This window comes from Streptomyces sp. NPDC088387 (assembly GCF_044753385.1).
Classification (GTDB): Bacteria; Actinomycetota; Actinomycetes; order Streptomycetales; family Streptomycetaceae; genus Streptomyces.
Window position 1 is genome coordinate 615,149 of the sequence record NZ_JBIVNC010000001.1, and the last position, 17,971, is coordinate 633,119.

Consider the following 17,971-nt stretch of genomic DNA (forward strand, 5'->3'; position numbering starts at 1 on the left):
GCGCCCACCGGATCGCCAAATCGCTCACATCCAGCCACAGGTGATGGACACAGCGTTCCTGCATCACGGGACCGATTGTCAGTGGCCTGTGCCACAGTCTCCTCATGACGGCGGACGCACCGGGCACCCGGGGGAACAGGGTGCGTGAACTGCGCGGCGCGATGACGACATTGCTGGCCGACCTGCACGGCCGCGCACGCGGCGGCCGGGTGGCGGAGGACGAGTTCAGAGCAATGACAGCTCCCCTGGGGTTGGATTCAGAGGGCCTGAAAAGGCTGGAAGCGGCTCTGGCCCAGCAGGGGTTGATCGTGGAGCGGGCCGCCGCGCTCACCCAGGCAAGCGTGCGCGTCGTCCGGGTGTTGGGGCTCGCACGCAAGTACGTCGCGGCGGGTATGGTCCCGGCGCCGGCGTTCGCCGGACTGGTGTCGTTGTGCGGACTGGACGCCGCGGAACGGGAGTTGCTGACGACGGCCCTACGAGGAGAGGGAGTGGTGATCGGCGCGATCCCGACTCCCCGCCGGGCGGAGGCCGAGGAGGCTCCGGACGAAGCCGAGACCGCCGAAGAGCCGCAGGCGGACGAACTCGGCGGCAAGGGGGAGGTACTCACGGACCTGGACGCCGCGATGGCCGCCGCGCGGGCCCGGATGAACGAGGACCGGTTCCGGCACACCGCGTGGAAGACGCTGCTGACTGCGGAAGAGGAGGTCGGGCTGAGTGTCCTGCTCAAGGGCGGGCCGGAGCACATGGACCACAAACCGGAGGAGACCGAGCTTGCGGCCCTCCCTGTCACCGACGTCCGCCGCCGCGCCTACGAGACGCTGGTCATGCACAACGTCCGGTTGGTGCACAAGCTGACCCAGCGGCTGGGGGGCCAGGGCCTCGACTACGAGGACCTGGTGCAGCACGGCGTAACCGGAGTGATGCACGCGGCCTGTCTGTTCGACCCGAGCAAGGGGTTCAAGTTCTCGACGTACGCGACCTGGTGGGCCCGGCAGGCACTGGAGCGGGCGCTCGGCAACGAGAGCCGGCTGATCCGCATCCCGATTCACCTGCACGAGAAGGTGCGCAAGGTCGCGATGGTCGAGGCACGGCTCGCCTCCCAGGGGCAGTCCCTCACCACCGGCGCGGTGGCCGTGGCGGCCAACCTCACCGTGGCCGAGGTCGACGCGGTACGCCGGATCAGCCGGCCCACGGACTCCTTGGACCGCGAGATCGGTGACGGGACGCATCTTGGCGAACTGGTGGCGACGCTGCATCTGGCGCCCACTCCGGAGGAGGTGCTCGCTCCGAAGTACTCCCGGGAGCGGGTGGAGGAGCTGCTGACCCGGGCCTGTCTCAGCGAGCGCGAGGCCGATGTGATGCGGCGGCGCTGTGGGCTGGTGGGCGGCGAGCGTCAGACGCTGGAGGAGATCGGCGAGGAGTACGGCGTCACGCGCGAGCGGATCCGGCAGCTGGAGACCCGGGCCCGTGACCGGCTGAAGGAGGTACTGGCGGGTGGGGTGCCGGCGCCTCGGGGAAAGCGGGGGCGCAAGCGCAAGCCGCCTGTACAGGAGGCGCCTCCGCCCGCATCCGCACCGGTCGAAAAGGCCCCTCGACCGACGCCCCGAGTCAAGAAGCCGCAGATACCGGAAGGGCAGGGGACGCTGTTCTGACGGGTCAGAGGTCCGGGCGGATCTTGCTGCCGATGTGCGCAAGCCGGATCGCCCCCTCCTCCGGGACCAGGCGGAAGTAGATGCGGCCCATGCCCGGGGTGAAACGAGCGTGCAGTTCGAAGAGGCGCCGCTCGCGGTCGAGGTCGCTGAAGCGGCATACCTCTCGGCGCGTCTGGCTCTCCGGAGTGACCTTGGTCTGCCACTCCGGTTCGTGCCGCGTCGCCGGGTCCCAGAGGGCCACCGCCGCCTCCAGCCGTTCCAGGCAGCCCCGTGCGGGCACGACCCAGCGAGGGTCCAGGTCGGTGAGGTGGCCTTCGGTACGGGGCAGGAACTGGAGGTGCGGGTAGAGGTCGGCCCTGCGCTCCCAGATCTGACGGCCGGTGGCCGCTCTGGCCAGGCTCGACTCGCGGATCCAAGCCCGGTATTCGTCGACGTGCGGCAGGGCGGAGACGTGCCGGACGTCGACCGTCTCGTGCTCGAACTCCAGTAAACCGTCGTCGAGTTCGACGAGTTCGCTGCGGTCGAGGCTGACCGAGGACGTCTCCCACTCGGGCGCCACCGGAAGGCTGACGGCGATGCCGTCCATGAAGTGTGCGGCGCCCAGTCCCCGGGCCTTCTCGCCGTCGTGACGGTAATCGAGATGGCCGTCGGCATCCGGGGTCGAGTAGACGCTGCTGACCGGGGATCTGTTCTGGAGAGCCCGTAGCCGCAGCCAGCGGGCGTGGTTCTTCGGGCCGGCGCCTATCCATTTGCCGATCGGATAGTCCTTGGCGATCTCCAGCGATGTGAGGCCGTCCTCACTGACCAGCGAGGTCTCGGCCGGGTCCTCCTTGGCGACGGCGCGCACCACGTCGACGAAGTCGACCATGGCCGCGTCGGCGCGTGTGTGGTCACAGGTCGTGGCCCACGACTTCTCGTTCAGGAACAGCAACGGCATGCCCTTTCCCCCTCCCCGTCGGTGCGTCGTCAGTCCAGCAGCTGGTCGAGCGAGTTCTCCCACTCGTCGAAGAACCCCTGGGGCCACTGGGCGAGCATGCCGTCCTTGTCGATGGTGGGGCTGATGACCTCGGTGTCTGAACCGTTGCCGCGGAAGAAGTGGACGACGGCATCCTCCGGCTGAAGGGCGCCCTGTTTGACGGCGATGCGCACACCGTTCAGGACGTGGTCGCTGTGGGTCTCGACGACCATCTGGGCCCCGGTGGCGGCAGCGGCGGAGATCAGGGCCGCCATCCTGCTCTGGCCCTTGGGGTGCAGGTGGGCCTCCGGGTTCTCCAGGAGGATCAAGCTGTCGGGGGTGGCGGTGAGACAGGCGACCACGATCGGCAGAGCGTATGTGAGTCCGAAGCCGACGTTGGTGGGACGGCGGCGGCGCGTGGCGTTGATACCGGCGGTGCCGCCGAAGCCGTAGGAGAGGCGGACGAAGTCGGTGCCCTCGACGGCGTCGGCCTGGAGGTTGAGGCCGGGGCAGAGCTCCTGCATCCAGGCGACTGTCTGGTCGCGGAGCTGAGGTGAGGAGGCGTCGGGGTGGCGTAGCGGACCGTCAGGAACCTCTCTCTCGCCATAGTGGCGAAGGTAGTTGACGGTGTGTTCGCCGCGTACGCCGAGGAATCCGCGGTCGATGGCGATCTGACGGGAGCGTGGATAGGTGACGGCGGGCGTGATGCGGTCGGCGTGCAGGTACTGGAACGGAGCGGCGAGGAACGGCCGGTCTTCCGCCGGTGCCAACATCAGCTCCATTACGTCCTCGTCGGGCTCCTCCGGGTCGTAGGAGCCGGCGAACTGGAACTGCTCGCCTGCCTCGACCACGAACCCGACCCGGGGAGCGCTGGTACCCAGGAGGTCGACCGCGGGGCCGAAGTCGTCGTGCAGGACGTCTCGCGCACTGCCCAGTTCCACCAGCTCACCGTTGAGCAGCAGTCCCTGCCTTCCGTTGTCGTTCGACTGACGGAGCAGTGCGAGGGCCTGCAGAACGCTGCTCTTGCCGGACGAGTTCAGGCCGGTGAGGAGGGTCAGCGGACCCAGCGGGAGTTCGAGGCGGCGGAACGCCTTGAAGTTGACCAGGGTGAGGCGGGTGATCACGGGCGCGTGTCTCCGGGTTCGAGGAGGTCTTCGAAGAGTTCCTGTACGGCCTCGAAGCGTTTCCGTACCTTCTTGGGGTCGCCGGTGGCCACCGAGATGGACCGCTCGAACTCCGCGTCCTCCATGAGGTCCGCGAAGGCTTCCAGGACGTCCAGTTGCGCGAGCCCGTAGCGCTGGTCCGGGTCGAGGGCGGCCAGGTTCACCGCGATCGTCTCGAACAGGGCTTTGTTGATGGGCGACTTGCGCTGCTGGCCAGAGCGGTACTTGCGGAAGGCGTGGCCGTGGAAGGCCGCCTGAGCCGCGAGCATGGCGCTGCGGAACTCGTACCGAAGACGCTCCTCGTCCGTGGCGTCGAAGCGATTGATGCGGTGCATCGCCTCGGCCAGGAACGAGTCGAAGTCACCGGTGCGGTACCCGTCCGGAGGGGTCAGCCGGAAGGCCAGGAACCGCAGGGCCATCTCGCGGTCGGCCATCCGGTCCCCGACCACGCTGCCGCCGGTGGCGTCGCGGAACTCCTGAGACTCGGCCAGCTCGGTGAGGAAGGTCCTCGCCCGCCCCGGGATCAGTGCGTGCCGGATCTCCTGCCGGGTCAGCGGCTCGCCCCCGGTGTTGATGCGGGCGAAGACGTTGAACATGACCGGCTCGGGAGTGCCACGCCGGATGACATGGACGACGACCTCGGTCTCCCTCAGCCGGATCTGGAGCTTGCCGGAGAGATCGCCGAAGCCCGCCCCCGCGAAGTTGCGGAGGTACTCCAGCCCCTTCAGCTTCAGCGGCGGAGCCTTGACCGTGCCGGCATCCAGGAAGCGCGCGATCGACGTCAGCCTCTGGATGCCGTCCACGATGGCCCAGCTACCGTCCTTCTGCTCGGCCGCGTAGAAGGACGGAATGGGGATGCGCAGGAGCAGCGACTCGATCAGGCGGCTCTGCTTCTCGTCCGTCCAGATGCCTGCCCGGCGTTGGAAGTCGGGAGCGAGGTCGATCATCTCGTTACGGAGCCGGGAGAGCAGCAGGTCAACCGTGGTCGTACGGGTCTCGATGTCGATGTGCTCGGGGTCGAAGGGCGAGGTGATCTGGTCGACACCCTCGTCGGTGTCCTCGCGCTCAACGTCGGTCGGCTGACCGTCGGAGCCGATCTCCACAGGGAAGAGGTCGTCCAGACCGATGACGCTCTGCTCCCCCTGCCGCTCTTGGTACCGCTCGTACACCGACCGCCGGTCCCGTGTACGCCCCTGGCTGCTGTCCTCCAGCCCGGCCATGTCGTCTCGTCGCCCTCGCCCTCGTGTCGTGCCCGGTCATCGCTCGGTCCTGGTCGTCTCTCACCCTACCGGCCGTGATCCCGCGGTGACGGATGAGTGCTCGGCGCAGTGCGGGCAAGGCGTGGGCGAGGCGGGCGCCGAGCGGTTCGGCTCCGTGTCCGCGACCGGGAACTCGGAGCCGCCGACGAAGGCGGAGAAGTCCCTGGCTCGGTAGAGGGCCTCCCTGAGCGACGGAAAGACCGCCAGGCCCGCGAGCAACAGCAGAACCGAGCCCACTCCCCCACCGGGAAAGAGAACCGCCCCGGCGAGCAGGCCCACAGCCACCGCTACCTTGCCCGCGCCCGCCAGCAGGCGGCTCCGGAGTGGCTCGGCCGCGGTGGCCGCCGCGTCCGGTTCCGGTGCGTCGGCGAGGAGCGCGGCGTCGATGACCACCAGGCTGTCGCGCTGTGCGCGCGGAAGGCAGCTGTGGCGAAGGGCGCCGGCAGCCAGCCGGGACAGGTCGCGTACGGCGGTGTCGCGATCCGGGCCCTCGCCGAAGAGGTAGCGCTGGTTGGCTTCGGCGAGGGCCGCGATCAGTCGCTCCGCGGTCTCACGCACACGCGTGCGGGCGGCAGGCGGCATACGGCGGGTGGTATGCCGCGCCTGGGCGCGCAGGGCTTGGCACAGGCGGCCGAACGCTTTCCCGTGGGTGTCGAGCGCCGAGTCCTGTGGGCGGCGGTCATCCGTGATGAGCAGCGTCTCCAGGAAGCGGACGGCTTCCACCGTGAGGGCCCCGGCCGCGTCGGAGACCACGGCGGCCCGTTCGTCGGCGGCCATGAGCGCGATGGAGACGACGCCGAAGCCGGTGATGGCGGCGAACATCCAGAACGGCGTGGCAGACGTACGAGCCCACGATGTCGCCCACCAGAAGGGGAGCACGACGATCAGCAGGGGCACGGCCTGGAGGAGTACGGAGACGCACCGGCCGATGACGATACGGTGCCACCGCGCGACGAGTGCGTCCTTCCCTGGCCATGCTTCCGCCGGCACCTCTCTCCGCTCCAGCTCAGCCAACAGCGCCTCTACGCGACGCTCACAGGCGCCGCGCCCGATCCGTCGCACAACCGGAATCCGGTAGAGCCGATCGCCCAGCACACGGGAGCGGGTCAGCCACAGCAGGGCGATCATCGCCGTCTCGAAGAGGGTCCAGTAGGCCCAGAAGAACGTGAGGTTCTCGAATACGGTGCGCGTCATGACCATCAGGCTTGCAGACGCCACTGACAGTCACTCCAGGGCGACTTCGCACCAGACGGTCTTCGTATACGGGTCTCCAGAGGTCGTTCCCCAATGCGTGGACAGGGCTTCGACGAGGAGGAGGCCTCGGCCGGAGTCCTGGTCCGGAGAAGGCGACGGGAGAGTGCCGGGGGCGGGCGGACGGTGGGCAGGGCGTGCGTCGGTGAGTTCGATACGGAGCGTGGCGTCCTCGGGGTAGAGGGTGAGGCGGAGGCGGAAGTCTCGGCCCTCTGACGCGGCCGTGCAGGGCGGCGTTCGTGGCGAGTTCCGAGACGAGGAGGGTGGCGATGTGGTTGGCCTCGGTGTCGTACGGCCAGCCCCAGGTGTGGAGTTGCTCGGCTGCCAGGTGACGGGCGAGGCGGGCGCCTCTCGGGGTGGCGGAGAGGCGGATGGTGAAGTGGCGGGTGGGGGTGGTGGGTTGGGTGGGCTCGGGGTGCGGTGCCGTCGTGGGGGCAATATCGGCGTTCATGTCACTCAGCGTGGTCGGCCGACTCTACGCTGACCAGTAACGACGTCGGTACGCAGCGTCACTGTCCGGGTGCCGTCCGGCTCTGTCCGGGCCGTGTGGCGTTACGCGGGGCGCCGACGGCGAGTTGGGTACGGGCCGCATGTGGAGGTGTCCGGGAGTGAGCGTGACGGGGCAGGGGTCACAGCAGAGCGGTGACGGGATGGAGCCGTACGGCGCTGATGACGAGGAGTCGGCGGCGGTACTGCGGACGGTGGGCAAGATTCTCAAGGCGTGCCGTGAGCGCAAGGGGCTCACGCAGGCCGAGTTGGGGGTGGCCATCGGGTACAGCGAGGAGCAGGTGTCCTCGGTGGAGCGGGGGCGGCGGGCGCCGAGTGCGAAGTTCCTGGAGGCGGCTGATCGGGTGTTGGACGCGGGTGGGTTGCTTGCTGGGCTGAAGAAGGATGTGGAGGAGGCTCGGTATCCGAAGAAGGTTCGGGATCTGGCGAAGTTGGAGGGGGAGGCGGTTGAGATCTTCGCCTACGCCAGCATGGTCGTCCACGGGCTGCTTCAAACCCCGGAGTACGCGAGGGCGTTGTACGGGATGCGGCGCCCGGCATTCAGCGAGGAGGAGGTCGAGCGCCTTGTCACCGCTCGCTTGGCGCGACAGAGGATCTTCGAGGAACAGCCCGCCCCCGTCTTCGGCTTCGTCCTGGAAGAGGTGACGCTACGCCGTCCGCTCGGGGGCAGAATGGTGATGCAGGAGCAGCTCGAACGCCTGTTGGAAGTCGGCCGACGACGGAACGTGGAGATCCAGGTGATGCCGACGGACCGCGAGGACCACGCCGGTCTTGCAGGGTCATTTCAGCTTCTCCGGCTCAAGGAGGGGGACACCGTGGGGCACAACGAGGCTCACCTCATCAGTCGGTTGATCTCGCACCCCAAGGAGATCCAGCTCCTTGAGATCCACTATGGCATCGTCCGGGCCCAAGCCCTCACGCCCCGTGAGTCGCTGGCCTTCATCGAGAAAGTGCTGGGAGAGACATGATGACCAACCCCTCGACGGGGAACGGTTCCGCGCTGGAGTGGTTCAAGAGCAGCTACAGCACGAACGAAGGCCCGGAGTGCGTGGAGGTCGCTTTCGCCCCCGAGACCATCCATGTACGGGACTCGAAGCGCACGCAGGGCCCTCAACTCGCCTTCAGCGCCCAGCAGTGGACCGACTTCGTCTCGTACGCCGCCGATCACTGACGTACGACGTTCTGATGCCCCGCACCCGGTTCCGTACCGGGCGCGGGGCATCGGCGTATCCCGGTCAGGTCTACGGCAGCGTCCACTTGCCCTGGTCGATGGCCTCCTGGAGCCGCGCCGAGAAGTAGGCGTGCGCCTCCCGCATCTCGTCCTCGCGGTTGGCCTTGTAGAAGGGGGGCGTGTAGCCGTCCGGCGGGTCTTTGCGTTCGCCGTCGAGGTGGGCACGGAGTTGTTCGTAGTGCTCCTTGGTCTGGCCGTGGCCGTAGGTGTAGCGATTGCCTGCGATGCGGAGCTCGTTGGCGTCGAACCAGGTGACCGCGTCGAAGTCCTGCATGATCGGGAAGCGAGCTTTGTACATGGCGATGAGCGCGTCTGCGTCGACGCCGAGCCAGACGGCGACCAGGGCGTCAATCTCGACCTGTGCGGCACGACGTGCCCGTTCGGTACGCAAAGGGGTAGCGCGGGTCCACTCAGGGCCGACGTCATGCAGGCCTTGCAGCTCGGGCCACTCGCACGCCCACGGCTCGTACGCAGGCCAAGTCGCGTCGTAGAGCTCGGACCATAGGTCCGCGTAGGCCGTAGTGAGGCAGTTGAGCCGGAGGGTCCGCAACAACAGGGCCGACTCCAGAGGGTGTCCCTGCGACGGGGCGGGCATGCGCCGTGCCGGCGCCTTCTTGAGGTGGCCTACGCCCGTCGTCCGCAGGAGGTAGTCCACGGGGAGGCCTGCCCAGAAACCTGCCGTCAGAGCAGTGGAGCGGTTGTCGCCCATGTACATGCTGTGTACGAGGTCGACATGCGCAGCGCCGGGCGGGATGAGCGCCGCGTAGAGACTGCGCTCGGTGTCTGGGGCGATCATCTCCCGCCACGCCACCCGGTAGAACCTCGAATAGGCCCGAGTCGACCGCCCCACAAAGTACCGATCAACGTCATCGGCATCGACCTCGTCCTCCGGCACCCCCCGAGCCTCAGCCAACACCCGCCGCGCTTCAGCCGCCTCCTCCTCCGACGCCCGCAGCCGCGCCAGCCCACCCCGGTCAAGCCACCGGTCCTGCTTCTCGGCGTACTTCTCCGGCGTCGCGACCCGCACGTACTCCGTCTCCGGCACCACATCGTCGGCAATCACCAGGTGGTTGAGGCCAAGCACCTCACCGCCACCCTGACTGGGCTGCTTGAACAGCGGGTTGGCCAGGCCGATTTGGGGCCCCTTGAGGATGACGTCCTCCCACTTCTCGGGCCGGAAGAGCGAACCCTCCTCACCGGGGAGGTTGTAGTCGATCACATCGTCTCGCTTGGCAAGCGTCTCGTTGTAGCCCGATGAGATCTGCGCTAGCTCCCCCACCTTCAGTTGGTAGGAAGCAAGGGCCTCAATCGCGTCCCCCTCGGCCACGCTCACCGGCGACAGCAGCCTCCCGTGCTCAACCGGCTGCTCTTCGTCGCCAGTCAGCCTCTGCCACTGCTCCAGCGTCTCCTGGTGCACCCGGATAATCCGCTTAAGATGCGGCCGCTCGTCCCATGTGTCCCCGAACCGAACCCCCGGATCCGGCCCCGAACCATCGTGCTGAGCGGACAGCCGCAGCGCGTCCACAGAGAACAGCCACGAGAGATGATCGAAGCCGATCTCCCCTTCCGTCCCATAGATGTGCAGCCCGAAGTGGCTGGACCGACCGACCGGCGGCGGGAAGAAGCGGTTGCCCGCGTTGACGAAGTCGCCGTGCACCCGCAGGCGCTTGTATGCAGCCGCCCGCAGCAACTCATCCCTGTCGCCGCTGAAGTGGGTGTCGGGGTGGATGAGTCCGATCGTGCCGTCGCGCCCAGCGTGGGTCCACGTCTGGCACATGAACGCGCGATACAAGTCGGGACGTTTGCCATCAAGAACGGGATAGACGACCGGTGACCCGAGCTGGCTCGACACACCCATGATGGCGACGAGTTCATTCAGGAAGTAAGCCCGCGCCTCGGCACCGCTGAACAGCTCGGCAATCCGAGCCTTCCTCACCGCCGCGCTCGGCTTCTCCGTGAGCATGAACCACGGATCACGCTCGGCAAGAACGGAGTCCTCCTTCCACTCCGGCCGCACCCACGGCGGATTCCCCACCTGCACATCAAACCCCCCGGCCTCCCCGGCAAAGACATGCGCGAACTGCAACTCCCAATGGAAGAACCCCATCCCCCCGTCCGCGCCGACGTCATCCCGGTCCTCACTCCCGGCCACGTCCTCCACCGTGTCCAACCACGGGAACCGCGCCTTCAACCGGAACGGCGAGTCCATCCCCATGAACCCGTCGAGCTTCACCTCGTACTCCCGCAGCGCCTCCAGATCCCTGAAGTCAGCAACCAGGGAATCCGCCGGCACATCCTTCGCCCCGAGCGCGCACTCCAGGAAGTCGATCCAGTCGTCCAGCGTCGCGAGGGGAATGACCTCACGCCTCCCCTTCGGCTTACCGGGCGTCTTCTTCCGCGCCGGCTTCTTGTCCTCCGCATCCGCCCCGGAAGCGGCCTCTCCCATCTCCAGCTGCTGAGGAAGCCCGTCGTCGAAGAGACTGTCCTTCACCCAGAGTTGATCCCCTGGGGCCGGACCGGTGGTCGCCTCAGACTCCGCCTCCTCTACGGCCACCGGCACAACCTCCGGACCGACCAGCTCCCCCACTCGGTCCAACGGCCAGAACCACAGCGCGCACCACACGTCCATGACCGTCTTCAGCCGCCAGTACGGCGTCCCAGGACGCGTGAGGTCGCCGTACACGACCTCCTTCGGTACCGCCTGCTTGGGATGGTCCAGCCAGTCCGCGCCCCAGACGTCGATCTCGCGAGAGATCTCCCGCTCGGACTGTTTCAGCCGCTCGACCACCAGCTTCCACAGGAACTCGGCCCGCCGCGCGACCCCTTGGAGCCGTCGCCGCTGTGTCACCGTCTTCGGCGCGCGCTGGATGCCAGACCGCCACTTCTCCATCCGCTGGACGGCCGCCTTGTCCAGTTCCTCGGCAATCTTCTTGAACTTGGCGTCCCCGACGACCGCTCCCCACCCCAGCGCGGGCAGCAGGAAGTGATGGACCGCGCCTTCCGGCAAGTCACCTTTCCTGAAGGGGAGTTCCTTCGGAGCGAGCGTGTCCTTCTTCGACAGCCACTTGCCCTTGCCCAGGGCGTCCTTGTCATAGATCTTCCGCCCCGCGCCGACCAGCGAGTTGCCGCGCCGCAGGTGCAGACCGAACCACGGCGCCTGCATGCCAGGGTGCATGGTGTTGAGCCAGAGCGAGACTTCGGCCAGCTCCACCGCCGTCGCGTTGAGGTCGACGCCGTACGCGTTGTGCAGGGCGACGTAGGCCTTGACCTTCTGTAGTTCGGCCAGCCTCTGGTCGGGCTGGATCTCGACGCCGGTCTCGTCCTGGCGCCGCTTCAGGTACTCGGTGGCGACCTGGTTGATCGCCTCGTTGAGGAACGCGCCCGACCCGAGCGCCGGTTCGCAGATCTTCCACTCCAGCAGCTCGCGCGCCGACGTCACCTCGCTGTTCTGGTCGAAACGGTGCTTCAGGGCCAGTTCGACCGTGACCTGGGTGAGGGACTCCGGGGTGTAGTAGGAGGCCGTGTTCTCGCGGTCGCGACCCGCCAGCCGGTAGACGAACGAACCCGGCGGGTACTCGGCCCGTTCCGTCAGGCCGGTGTCGTCGTTCTCCCGCTGGACGAACACCTCGTTCGGGTAGTCGTTGGCCCGGGACTCCGGGATCATCCAACTGCCCTTCGACGCGTCGCCGCCCTTGGCGACTTCGAAGAGCGTCTCGCGCGCGATGAAGCCGGTGTAGGACATCAGGCCCTCGTACACGGCACCGAGCTGGTTGATGCCGAGCTGGGCATAGGAGATGAAGCCGCCCCGCTCGCCCTTGCGGCCCTTGGTGAGCATCAAGCGGCGCAGCACCTTGTGGAGGGTGGCGTTTCGCAGCCGGGTGTCGAAGAACTCCGGTCCGGCGGACGGGTCGTCCTCGTCGTACAAGGGGTTGGGGATCTGCGGGCCGATCAGGCGGATCGCGCCCGGCTCGAACAGGTCCGAGCGCAGCGGCTCGAAGCGCAGGCCAACGTCCTCACTGCGCCGGGCCCGCCGTTCCCGCTCGAATCGGCGAGCGCGCAAGGCGAGTTGAGCTTCCGTCAGGTCTCCGCCCGCCGCCGCGAGTTCGGCCGCTTCCGCCACCTCCGCCTCGCGGTCCGCCGCCTCCGTCGCCCGGTCCTCCTCCTCGGTGCCGTACGGACGGTGGCCCTTGTTGACCATGCGGGTGAGCAGGTCGATCGACTGGTAGAGGTGGAAGCCGTCGCGGGCCGTGGGGCCTACGAGGTCGCGGACGGCCAGGTCGCCGAGGCGCTGGAGGCCGTAACCCGCCCCGTACTCGGGGTAGTCCGACGGGAGGATGCCCAGCTCCGGGCGGGCCTCGGCGTACAGCAGGAACAGGATCCGGTAGAGGTAGCGCAGGGACTCGCGTGTCAGGCGGCGGGCGAGGCGCTGTGGGTCGTCGAGGTGGGCCGCTGTCACACCCTGTCCGGGCTCGGCCAGTCGGTCCAGGACGGCCTGGGCGATGAGTTCGACCGAGTCCTTGAGGCCCTCGCGGAGCTCCGTGGAGACGCCGACGGCGTGCTTGCCCGACTTGGAGACGAGGTCATCGAGAGGGTTCGTGCCGCCGGTCTCGGGGACGCGGAGCGAGTCCGCGCCGAACAGGGCGGCGATGGTGTCGAGTTCGCCGCCGGGGCGGTCGTCCCGGCGTTCGAGTGCGGAGTCGAGGCTGACGGCGAGGTAGCGGCCCTCGCTCCAGGCGGTGCGGTCGGCGAGTACGACGACACCGCCGACCAGGATCAGGACGTAGCGGGGCGGTTCGTCGGCGGCGAAGAGGAAACGGACCAGGCTGTCGGCGTCGGACAGCGGCTCTCCCTGCGGGATGTCGACCGGGTGCAGGAGCCGGCCGGGGCCCGCGGGGTCGCGGGCGGCGTCCGGCTCGGCGGCCCAGCCGCAGGCGATTGCGACCAGGCCGGGTTCGGCGTGGGCGACCTCGATGTCGTAGGTGCGGCCCGCTCGTTCGACGGTGAGGGTCGCGGGGGCTGGGGTGTAGCCGAGGGCTTGCAGAACACGGTCGTGGAGTTCGCCGACCGTCTTGATCCAGCGGGGGTCGTCGTGCGTGCGCCAGCCCGACTCGTCCTCGGGGGCGTCGATTTCGGCCTGGGCCCGCTCCGCGAGGTCGGCGCGGTCGGCGAAGTACGGGGTACGCAGGGCCCGTAGGCCCTGGCGGGGTGTGAGAGTGCGCGGCTCGCCCGCCGGCTTCTTGTTCTCCTCGGCCTCGTGCTCGGCCCAGCGGGCGAGCAGTCCGTCCTTCGCCTTGAGGTCCTTGGGGAGGACTTCGGCAAGGTAGTGGGCGGAGAAGTAGTCGCCGTGGTTGACCAGCGAGTCGTACGTCACGTCGAGGACCGTTTCTGCGGGTGGCTTCGAAGGGAGTTCGAAGGGAGAGGGACTGGTGCCGGTCAGGCGTCGCGGTCGAGGACGGCCAGGACGCGCAGCAGCGGGCGGCCGGTGGCGGAGAGCTTGTCGGCCAGTTCCGTCTGGTGGCGGATGGTGTCCGCGACGATCCGGCCGGGCAGCAGGGACTGCTGCTGCCAGCGGCCGAGGCGGGCGCGGTAATCGTCGAGCTGGGCGCTGATCTGCTGGGTCCAGGCGTCCTTGCGCTCCTCCAGGTGCTCCCGGGCCGCCGCCACCGCGGCCGGGACCAGGGCCTGGAGGACGGGGAGGTCGCGGGGCGGGGCCGGGTTGGCCATGTCGGGGCCCACGCCCGCCTCCGCCAGGGCGTCCGGCATCGGCACGACCTCGGGGGCGCCGGGCAGGCCACGGACGGCCATCCACTCCACGACCGTGGGGCGGCCGAGCTTGTTGGAGTAGATGCCCTGGACGAGGAAGGTCGGGCCGGGCGCTTTGGGGGTGAGGAGGACCGGTGCCTGCTGGCGGCCGAGCTGCACGAGGACCTTGTCCACCAGCCACTCCACCAAGGGGTGGATGTCGGTGAGGTAGCCGATGGCGGGCCAGCTGGACCCGGACTTGCCGCGGGCCTCGTCCAGGCTGTGCTGTCCGAGACCGCGGTCGAAGGTGACCAGGAGGCGCTCCTTCAGCTTCTGGTCCCGCAGGTAGTCGGGCGGCAGGATGTCGAGGCGGTGGAGGAGGTCGGGGGCCTTGGCGGTGGCGAGGCTCAGGTAGGGGGCCGGTTCGCCGCGCGGGCCGGTGTGGCGGTGCTCGGAGAGGTCGAGGGCGTCGTGCGGGTGCTCGTCGTAGACCTCGTCGAGGGCCGCCCGTACGAACGCCTCCGTGTCGCCGCCGAACAGCGACGGGACCTGCGCCTTGGGCACGGGGCGGTGCTCGGGCAGGACGGACGGCTGGGTGAAGAGCGCGGTCAGCGGGTCGCCGGGGGTGGGTGAGGCGGCGAGGGACTCCTCGACCGTGCGGCCGGCGAGGAGGTCCTTGACCAGGCGGCGTTCCTCCTCCTCCGCGCGATACAGCCCGGTCACCGCTTCCGCGGTGCCGTCGAGGCGGTAGGCCTCCTCCTCGCGCTTGAGGAGCTTCTCGGCGACCGTACGGTCGTCCTTGGCGCCTTGGGTCTCGGAGTGGAGGATCAGCGCGCGGAAGCGGGGGTTGTGCTTCTGGCCGTAGCGGTCGATGCGGCCGTTGCGCTGCTCGATGCGGATCAGTGACCAGGGGATGTCGTAGTGCACGAGGTCATGGCACTGGCGGTGCAGGTTGACGCCCTCGGAGGCCACGTCGCCGGTGAACAGGATGCGCACGGGGTCGTGGGCGAGGCCGAAGGCCTCCACGACGGCCATCTGCTCCTTGTCCGACAGACCGCCGTGCATGACCTTCACCGCCTGCCGCGCCTGCTGCTCGGTGAAGCCGAGGCGGGCAGGGGCAACCTTGGCGAGCCACTTCAGGGTCTCGACGCGTTCGGAGAAGACGACGACCCGGGTAGCCGAGCCGGGCCGGACACCGATGTCGGTGAGCTGCTCCACGAGCGCGTCGAGCTTGGCGGAGTCGCCTTGCGCTCCTGACTCCCCGATCGCCGATGTCAACGCGAACAGGCGCTCCAGAGCCCCGAGTTCGGTGGCGATGCGGGCAGCCGCCTGGGTGCCGGGCGCCGTCTTCGCCGCCTTGTCGGTCAGGGTGTTCCTGCGGGTGGTGACGGTCTTGTCCAGCGCGCGGTGGGAGGAGAGGAAGGCCTTGAGGAGCGTGTACGGGAAGAGGCGGTCCTCGGTGAGCGCCGTACGGCCGGACGTCGCGGTGCCGAACTCGGTGGAGGTGTCCGGCGCCGGGATCCAGTGCTCGGTGAGCTCCGCGAAGATCCGCTCCTCGGCGTCGGTCGCGGTGCAGGGCACGGAGACGGTGGGGTCGCGGTCGGCCCACTCCTTGCCGATCTGGTCGCGTACCTCGGGGTGGACCTTCGTACGGCGGATGAAGAGGTGACCGAGATCGTTCTCGGCGTCGTAGTCACCCGGGTCGGCGATAGCCGCCGGGTCAAGGAGGCTGATCAGCTCGGCGAAGGACTTCCCGTCGCCGTTGTGCGGGGTGGCGCTGGCCAGCAGCAGGGCGTCGGTGTTGGGGGCGAGGACGCGGGCGAGGGCGTTGCGCTGGCTGCCGCGGTTGATGAGGTTGTGGGACTCGTCGATGACCACCGCGTCCCAGTGGATCTTCTCCAGGTGGTGGCGGTACTGACCGATGTTCTTGAGGGTGTCGACGGAGACGATGACCCGCTTGTAGTGGGTGAAGGGGTTGCGGCCGGCCGGGATCTCCCGCTGGATGCGCTGGATACCGACCGAGTCGAGGCGGATCAGCGGGATGGAGAAACGGGTCCACAGCTCGTGCTGGAACTGCTCCAGGACATGCTGCGGGGTGACGACGAGGATGCGCTCGCCCCGGCCGCGGCGAATCAGCTCGGCCAGGGTGAGACCGATCTCCAGGGTCTTGCCGAGACCGACGACGTCGGCGATCAGCAGACGGGGGCGCAGGTTGGCGAGGGAGAGAGCCAGTTCGGCAGGGCGCTGCTGGTAGCTGAGCGGGTCGACGAGGAAGCGGTCGGCGAGCGCCAGGCCGCGCTCGGTCTGCGGGAGCGGCGTCTTGCGCAGCAGGGCTTCGAGGAAGAGACGGCTGCGGCGGAAGTGGTCGGTGGGGTCCTCGACCAACTCGGTGTCCTCGGGGTCGAGGAGCCGGACCTCGTCGCCGGCCAGACGCTCGATCTCGGTGAAGAAGACGGCCGTCTCGTCGCGGACGAACTCCGACACGCCGACCGCCTCGATCTTGGCGCCGTCCCGGCTCGGGGTGACGTTCTTCACCAGCCACTCCTCGTCCCGTACGAGGATCTGGGCCCCCGGCGGGAACCTGGACTCCGAGACGTCCGGCTGGTGGGTCACGCTGCTGCCTCCGCGTCCTGCGCACTGTCGTACGGGAAGTGGTCGAATAACGCGCAAGTCTTCCATGGCGGATGCGGGGCGCTCCGCTGGTTCAGCCAAGTTGGGCCGTCGTTCGGCTGCGGCACCATTGTGGCTGGTCACTCCCCCACCGCGGCGGCAGCCGCACATCGATACAGCCCCGCGCCCCTTCGGGGCGCTGCCCGGCCCTGGTCGGTCAGCGCCCCGCGCCGCGGGCCGGAACGAAGACGGCCTCCTTGGCGTAGGCAGAGCGCAGGGCCTCAGCAACATCGTGGGCCGTGGCGGCGTCTGGGGTGCGGCCGCGGGATGTCCGGGGCCGCGACATGACGGGGCGCGGGGCCGGCGGTGGCAAGACGGGGGCATCTGCCTTCACCGGAACGTCTGCGTCGCCGGTGTCCGGCTGTTGCTCCGCGGGCAGCGCGACCGGATCGACGACCGTGGGCACATGCTCGGCGATCGGTCCCGGAGGCGGCACCAGTCGGCCGTCGGCATGCGGTGCCGTCCGCGCGATCAGCCGCTGCCGGGCCTGCCGGGCGGAGACGCCGGAGCCGCCCAGGACCGCCACCAGTGCGCCGGTGACGTCCGGGAGGGAGGGGCGGTCGGCCGGGTCGAGGGCGAGCATCGAGGACACGACGGGCGCCAGTTCCGTGGGCAGCCCTGTCAGGTCCGGGGCGTGGTGCGGGTCGCCGATCCGGGCCGCGACCGCGAGCCAGTTGTCGCCCTCGTACGGGTAGTGGCCGGTGGCGGCGAAGAGCAGCACCACGCCGAGGGCGTACACGTCCGCCGCGGGGGTCAATTGGTGAGTGCCCTCCGCCTGCTCGGGCGGCATGCACAGGACGCTGCCGACCACGACACCCGTCGCGGTCAGTGTCGTACGGCGTTCCGCGAGCACCGCGAGGCCGAAGTCGATCACCTTGGGGCCGTCGGGGCCGAGCAGGATGTTCTGCGGCTTGAGGTCCCGGTGCAGGAGCTGAGCCTGGTGGACGGAGGTGAGTCCCTCGGCGAGCAGCGCGCCGAGGCTCGCGGTTTCGACGAGCGGGAGCGTGCCGTGGTCGCGGACGTGACGCAGGAGGTCGGGGCCGGGGACGTAGTCGACGGCGAGCCAGGGCTGGTCGGCGAGCGGGTCGGCACCTGCGAAGGCGGCGACCCGGGGACCGAAGACCTTCCTGAGGTTCTCCACTTCGAGGACGAACCTGCTGCGGGTCTCGGTGTCCAGAACGGACGCCTTGATGACCTTGACGGCGACTTGCTGTCCGGCGGGTGACTCGCCGAGGTACACCCGGCCCATACCGCCGGAGCCGATATGGCCGCGCAGCGTAAAGCCCCCGATGTGAGTGGGGTCGTCACTCCTCAGCGGTTCCACGACGTCCTCGCTCCCCCTCGGCGTCCGGCGCGCGGCCCGCGCATTGTCCATGCCGGCCGTAGCCTCCCCGGCGGTATGTCCCGCCACGCGGTGCAGACTATCCAACGATCCATATGAGCCGACGTCCCATCCGAGGACGCCCCAGAACCTGGAGAAACACAGGCGTAGCCAGAAAGAGTCAACACGCCGCTCGCTCCGCCGTAGAACGCCCTGAAAT

Annotated in this window: 10 protein-coding genes and 1 pseudogene; 3 read left to right on the forward strand and 8 right to left on the reverse strand. The window is 68.9% G+C overall.

What is annotated here, in order from left to right; genetic code table 11:
* The first annotated feature begins 104 nt into the window (after positions 1–104).
* Positions 105–1,652: an RNA polymerase sigma factor RpoD/SigA gene (locus ACIQAC_RS02845; RefSeq protein WP_402186352.1), complete on the forward strand. Its 1,548-nt coding sequence runs from the start codon at positions 105–107 to the stop codon at positions 1,650–1,652.
* A 4-nt stretch (positions 1,653–1,656) separates the two neighbouring features.
* Here the strand turns inward: ACIQAC_RS02845 and ACIQAC_RS02850 are convergent, their stop codons facing one another.
* The 5 genes and pseudogenes from ACIQAC_RS02850 to ACIQAC_RS02870 all read right to left on the reverse strand — a co-directional run bounded on the left by ACIQAC_RS02850 (position 1,657) and on the right by ACIQAC_RS02870 (position 6,731).
* The gene (locus tag ACIQAC_RS02850; RefSeq protein ID WP_402186353.1) at positions 1,657–2,589 is read right to left on the reverse strand and encodes a hypothetical protein; all 933 of its coding nucleotides are present in this window, start codon (positions 2,587–2,589) and stop codon (positions 1,657–1,659) included.
* A 29-nt stretch (positions 2,590–2,618) separates the two neighbouring features.
* Positions 2,619–3,731 carry a DUF3696 domain-containing protein gene (locus ACIQAC_RS02855; protein ID WP_402186354.1) on the reverse strand — a complete coding sequence of 371 codons (1,113 nt, stop codon included), beginning with the start codon at positions 3,729–3,731 and terminating at the stop codon, positions 2,619–2,621.
* A complete protein-coding gene (locus tag ACIQAC_RS02860; RefSeq protein WP_402186355.1) occupies positions 3,728–4,990 on the reverse strand; it encodes a DUF262 domain-containing protein in 1,263 nt (420 codons plus the stop codon). The genes ACIQAC_RS02855 and ACIQAC_RS02860 overlap by 4 nt, the downstream gene beginning before the upstream one ends.
* Positions 4,991–5,050: 60 nt before the next feature.
* The gene (locus tag ACIQAC_RS02865) at positions 5,051–6,223 is read right to left on the reverse strand and encodes a hypothetical protein (RefSeq protein WP_402186356.1); all 1,173 of its coding nucleotides are present in this window, start codon (positions 6,221–6,223) and stop codon (positions 5,051–5,053) included.
* A 30-nt stretch (positions 6,224–6,253) separates the two neighbouring features.
* Positions 6,254–6,731 (reverse strand): annotated as a pseudogene (locus tag ACIQAC_RS02870) (ATP-binding protein).
* 199 nt (positions 6,732–6,930) lie between these two features.
* On the opposite strand from ACIQAC_RS02870, the gene ACIQAC_RS02875 reads away from it, so the two are divergent.
* Both ACIQAC_RS02875 and ACIQAC_RS02880 read left to right on the forward strand, forming a co-directional pair.
* Positions 6,931–7,755, forward strand: a complete 825-nt coding sequence (locus ACIQAC_RS02875) for a helix-turn-helix transcriptional regulator (protein WP_402186941.1) — start codon at positions 6,931–6,933, stop codon at positions 7,753–7,755.
* Positions 7,755–7,958, forward strand: coding sequence for a DUF397 domain-containing protein (locus ACIQAC_RS02880; protein ID WP_402186943.1), 204 nt, complete (start codon positions 7,755–7,757; stop codon positions 7,956–7,958). Before ACIQAC_RS02875 ends, ACIQAC_RS02880 begins: the two co-directional genes overlap by 1 nt.
* A gap of 70 nt (positions 7,959–8,028) precedes the next feature.
* Here the strand turns inward: ACIQAC_RS02880 and ACIQAC_RS02885 are convergent, their stop codons facing one another.
* From ACIQAC_RS02885 to ACIQAC_RS02895, 3 genes are all read right to left on the reverse strand, one after another.
* Positions 8,029–13,389, reverse strand: a complete 5,361-nt coding sequence (locus ACIQAC_RS02885; RefSeq protein WP_402186358.1) for an Eco57I restriction-modification methylase domain-containing protein — start codon at positions 13,387–13,389, stop codon at positions 8,029–8,031.
* Between the two features lie 62 nt (positions 13,390–13,451).
* Entirely contained in the window at positions 13,452–16,373 is a 2,922-nt protein-coding gene (locus ACIQAC_RS02890; RefSeq protein WP_402186359.1) for an SNF2-related protein, read from the reverse strand.
* 214 nt (positions 16,374–16,587) lie between these two features.
* Positions 16,588–17,805, reverse strand: coding sequence for a serine/threonine-protein kinase (locus ACIQAC_RS02895; RefSeq protein ID WP_402186361.1), 1,218 nt, complete (start codon positions 17,803–17,805; stop codon positions 16,588–16,590).
* Positions 17,806–17,971: the final 166 nt, after the last annotated feature.

What these genes read in the sequence shown, in the direction of transcription:
- ACIQAC_RS02845 (WP_402186352.1), top strand. Translation starts at nt 105, where the DNA reads ATGACGGCGGACGCACCGGGCACCCGGGGGAACAGGGTGCGTGAACTG.
- ACIQAC_RS02850 (WP_402186353.1), bottom strand. Translation starts at nt 2,589, where the DNA reads ATGCCGTTGCTGTTCCTGAACGAGAAGTCGTGGGCCACGACCTGTGAC.
- ACIQAC_RS02860 (WP_402186355.1), bottom strand. Translation starts at nt 4,990, where the DNA reads ATGGCCGGGCTGGAGGACAGCAGCCAGGGGCGTACACGGGACCGGCGG.
- ACIQAC_RS02865 (WP_402186356.1), bottom strand. Translation starts at nt 6,223, where the DNA reads ATGACGCGCACCGTATTCGAGAACCTCACGTTCTTCTGGGCCTACTGG.
- ACIQAC_RS02875 (WP_402186941.1), top strand. Translation starts at nt 6,931, where the DNA reads ATGGAGCCGTACGGCGCTGATGACGAGGAGTCGGCGGCGGTACTGCGG.
- ACIQAC_RS02880 (WP_402186943.1), top strand. Translation starts at nt 7,755, where the DNA reads ATGACCAACCCCTCGACGGGGAACGGTTCCGCGCTGGAGTGGTTCAAG.
- ACIQAC_RS02895 (WP_402186361.1), bottom strand. Translation starts at nt 17,805, where the DNA reads ATGGACAATGCGCGGGCCGCGCGCCGGACGCCGAGGGGGAGCGAGGAC.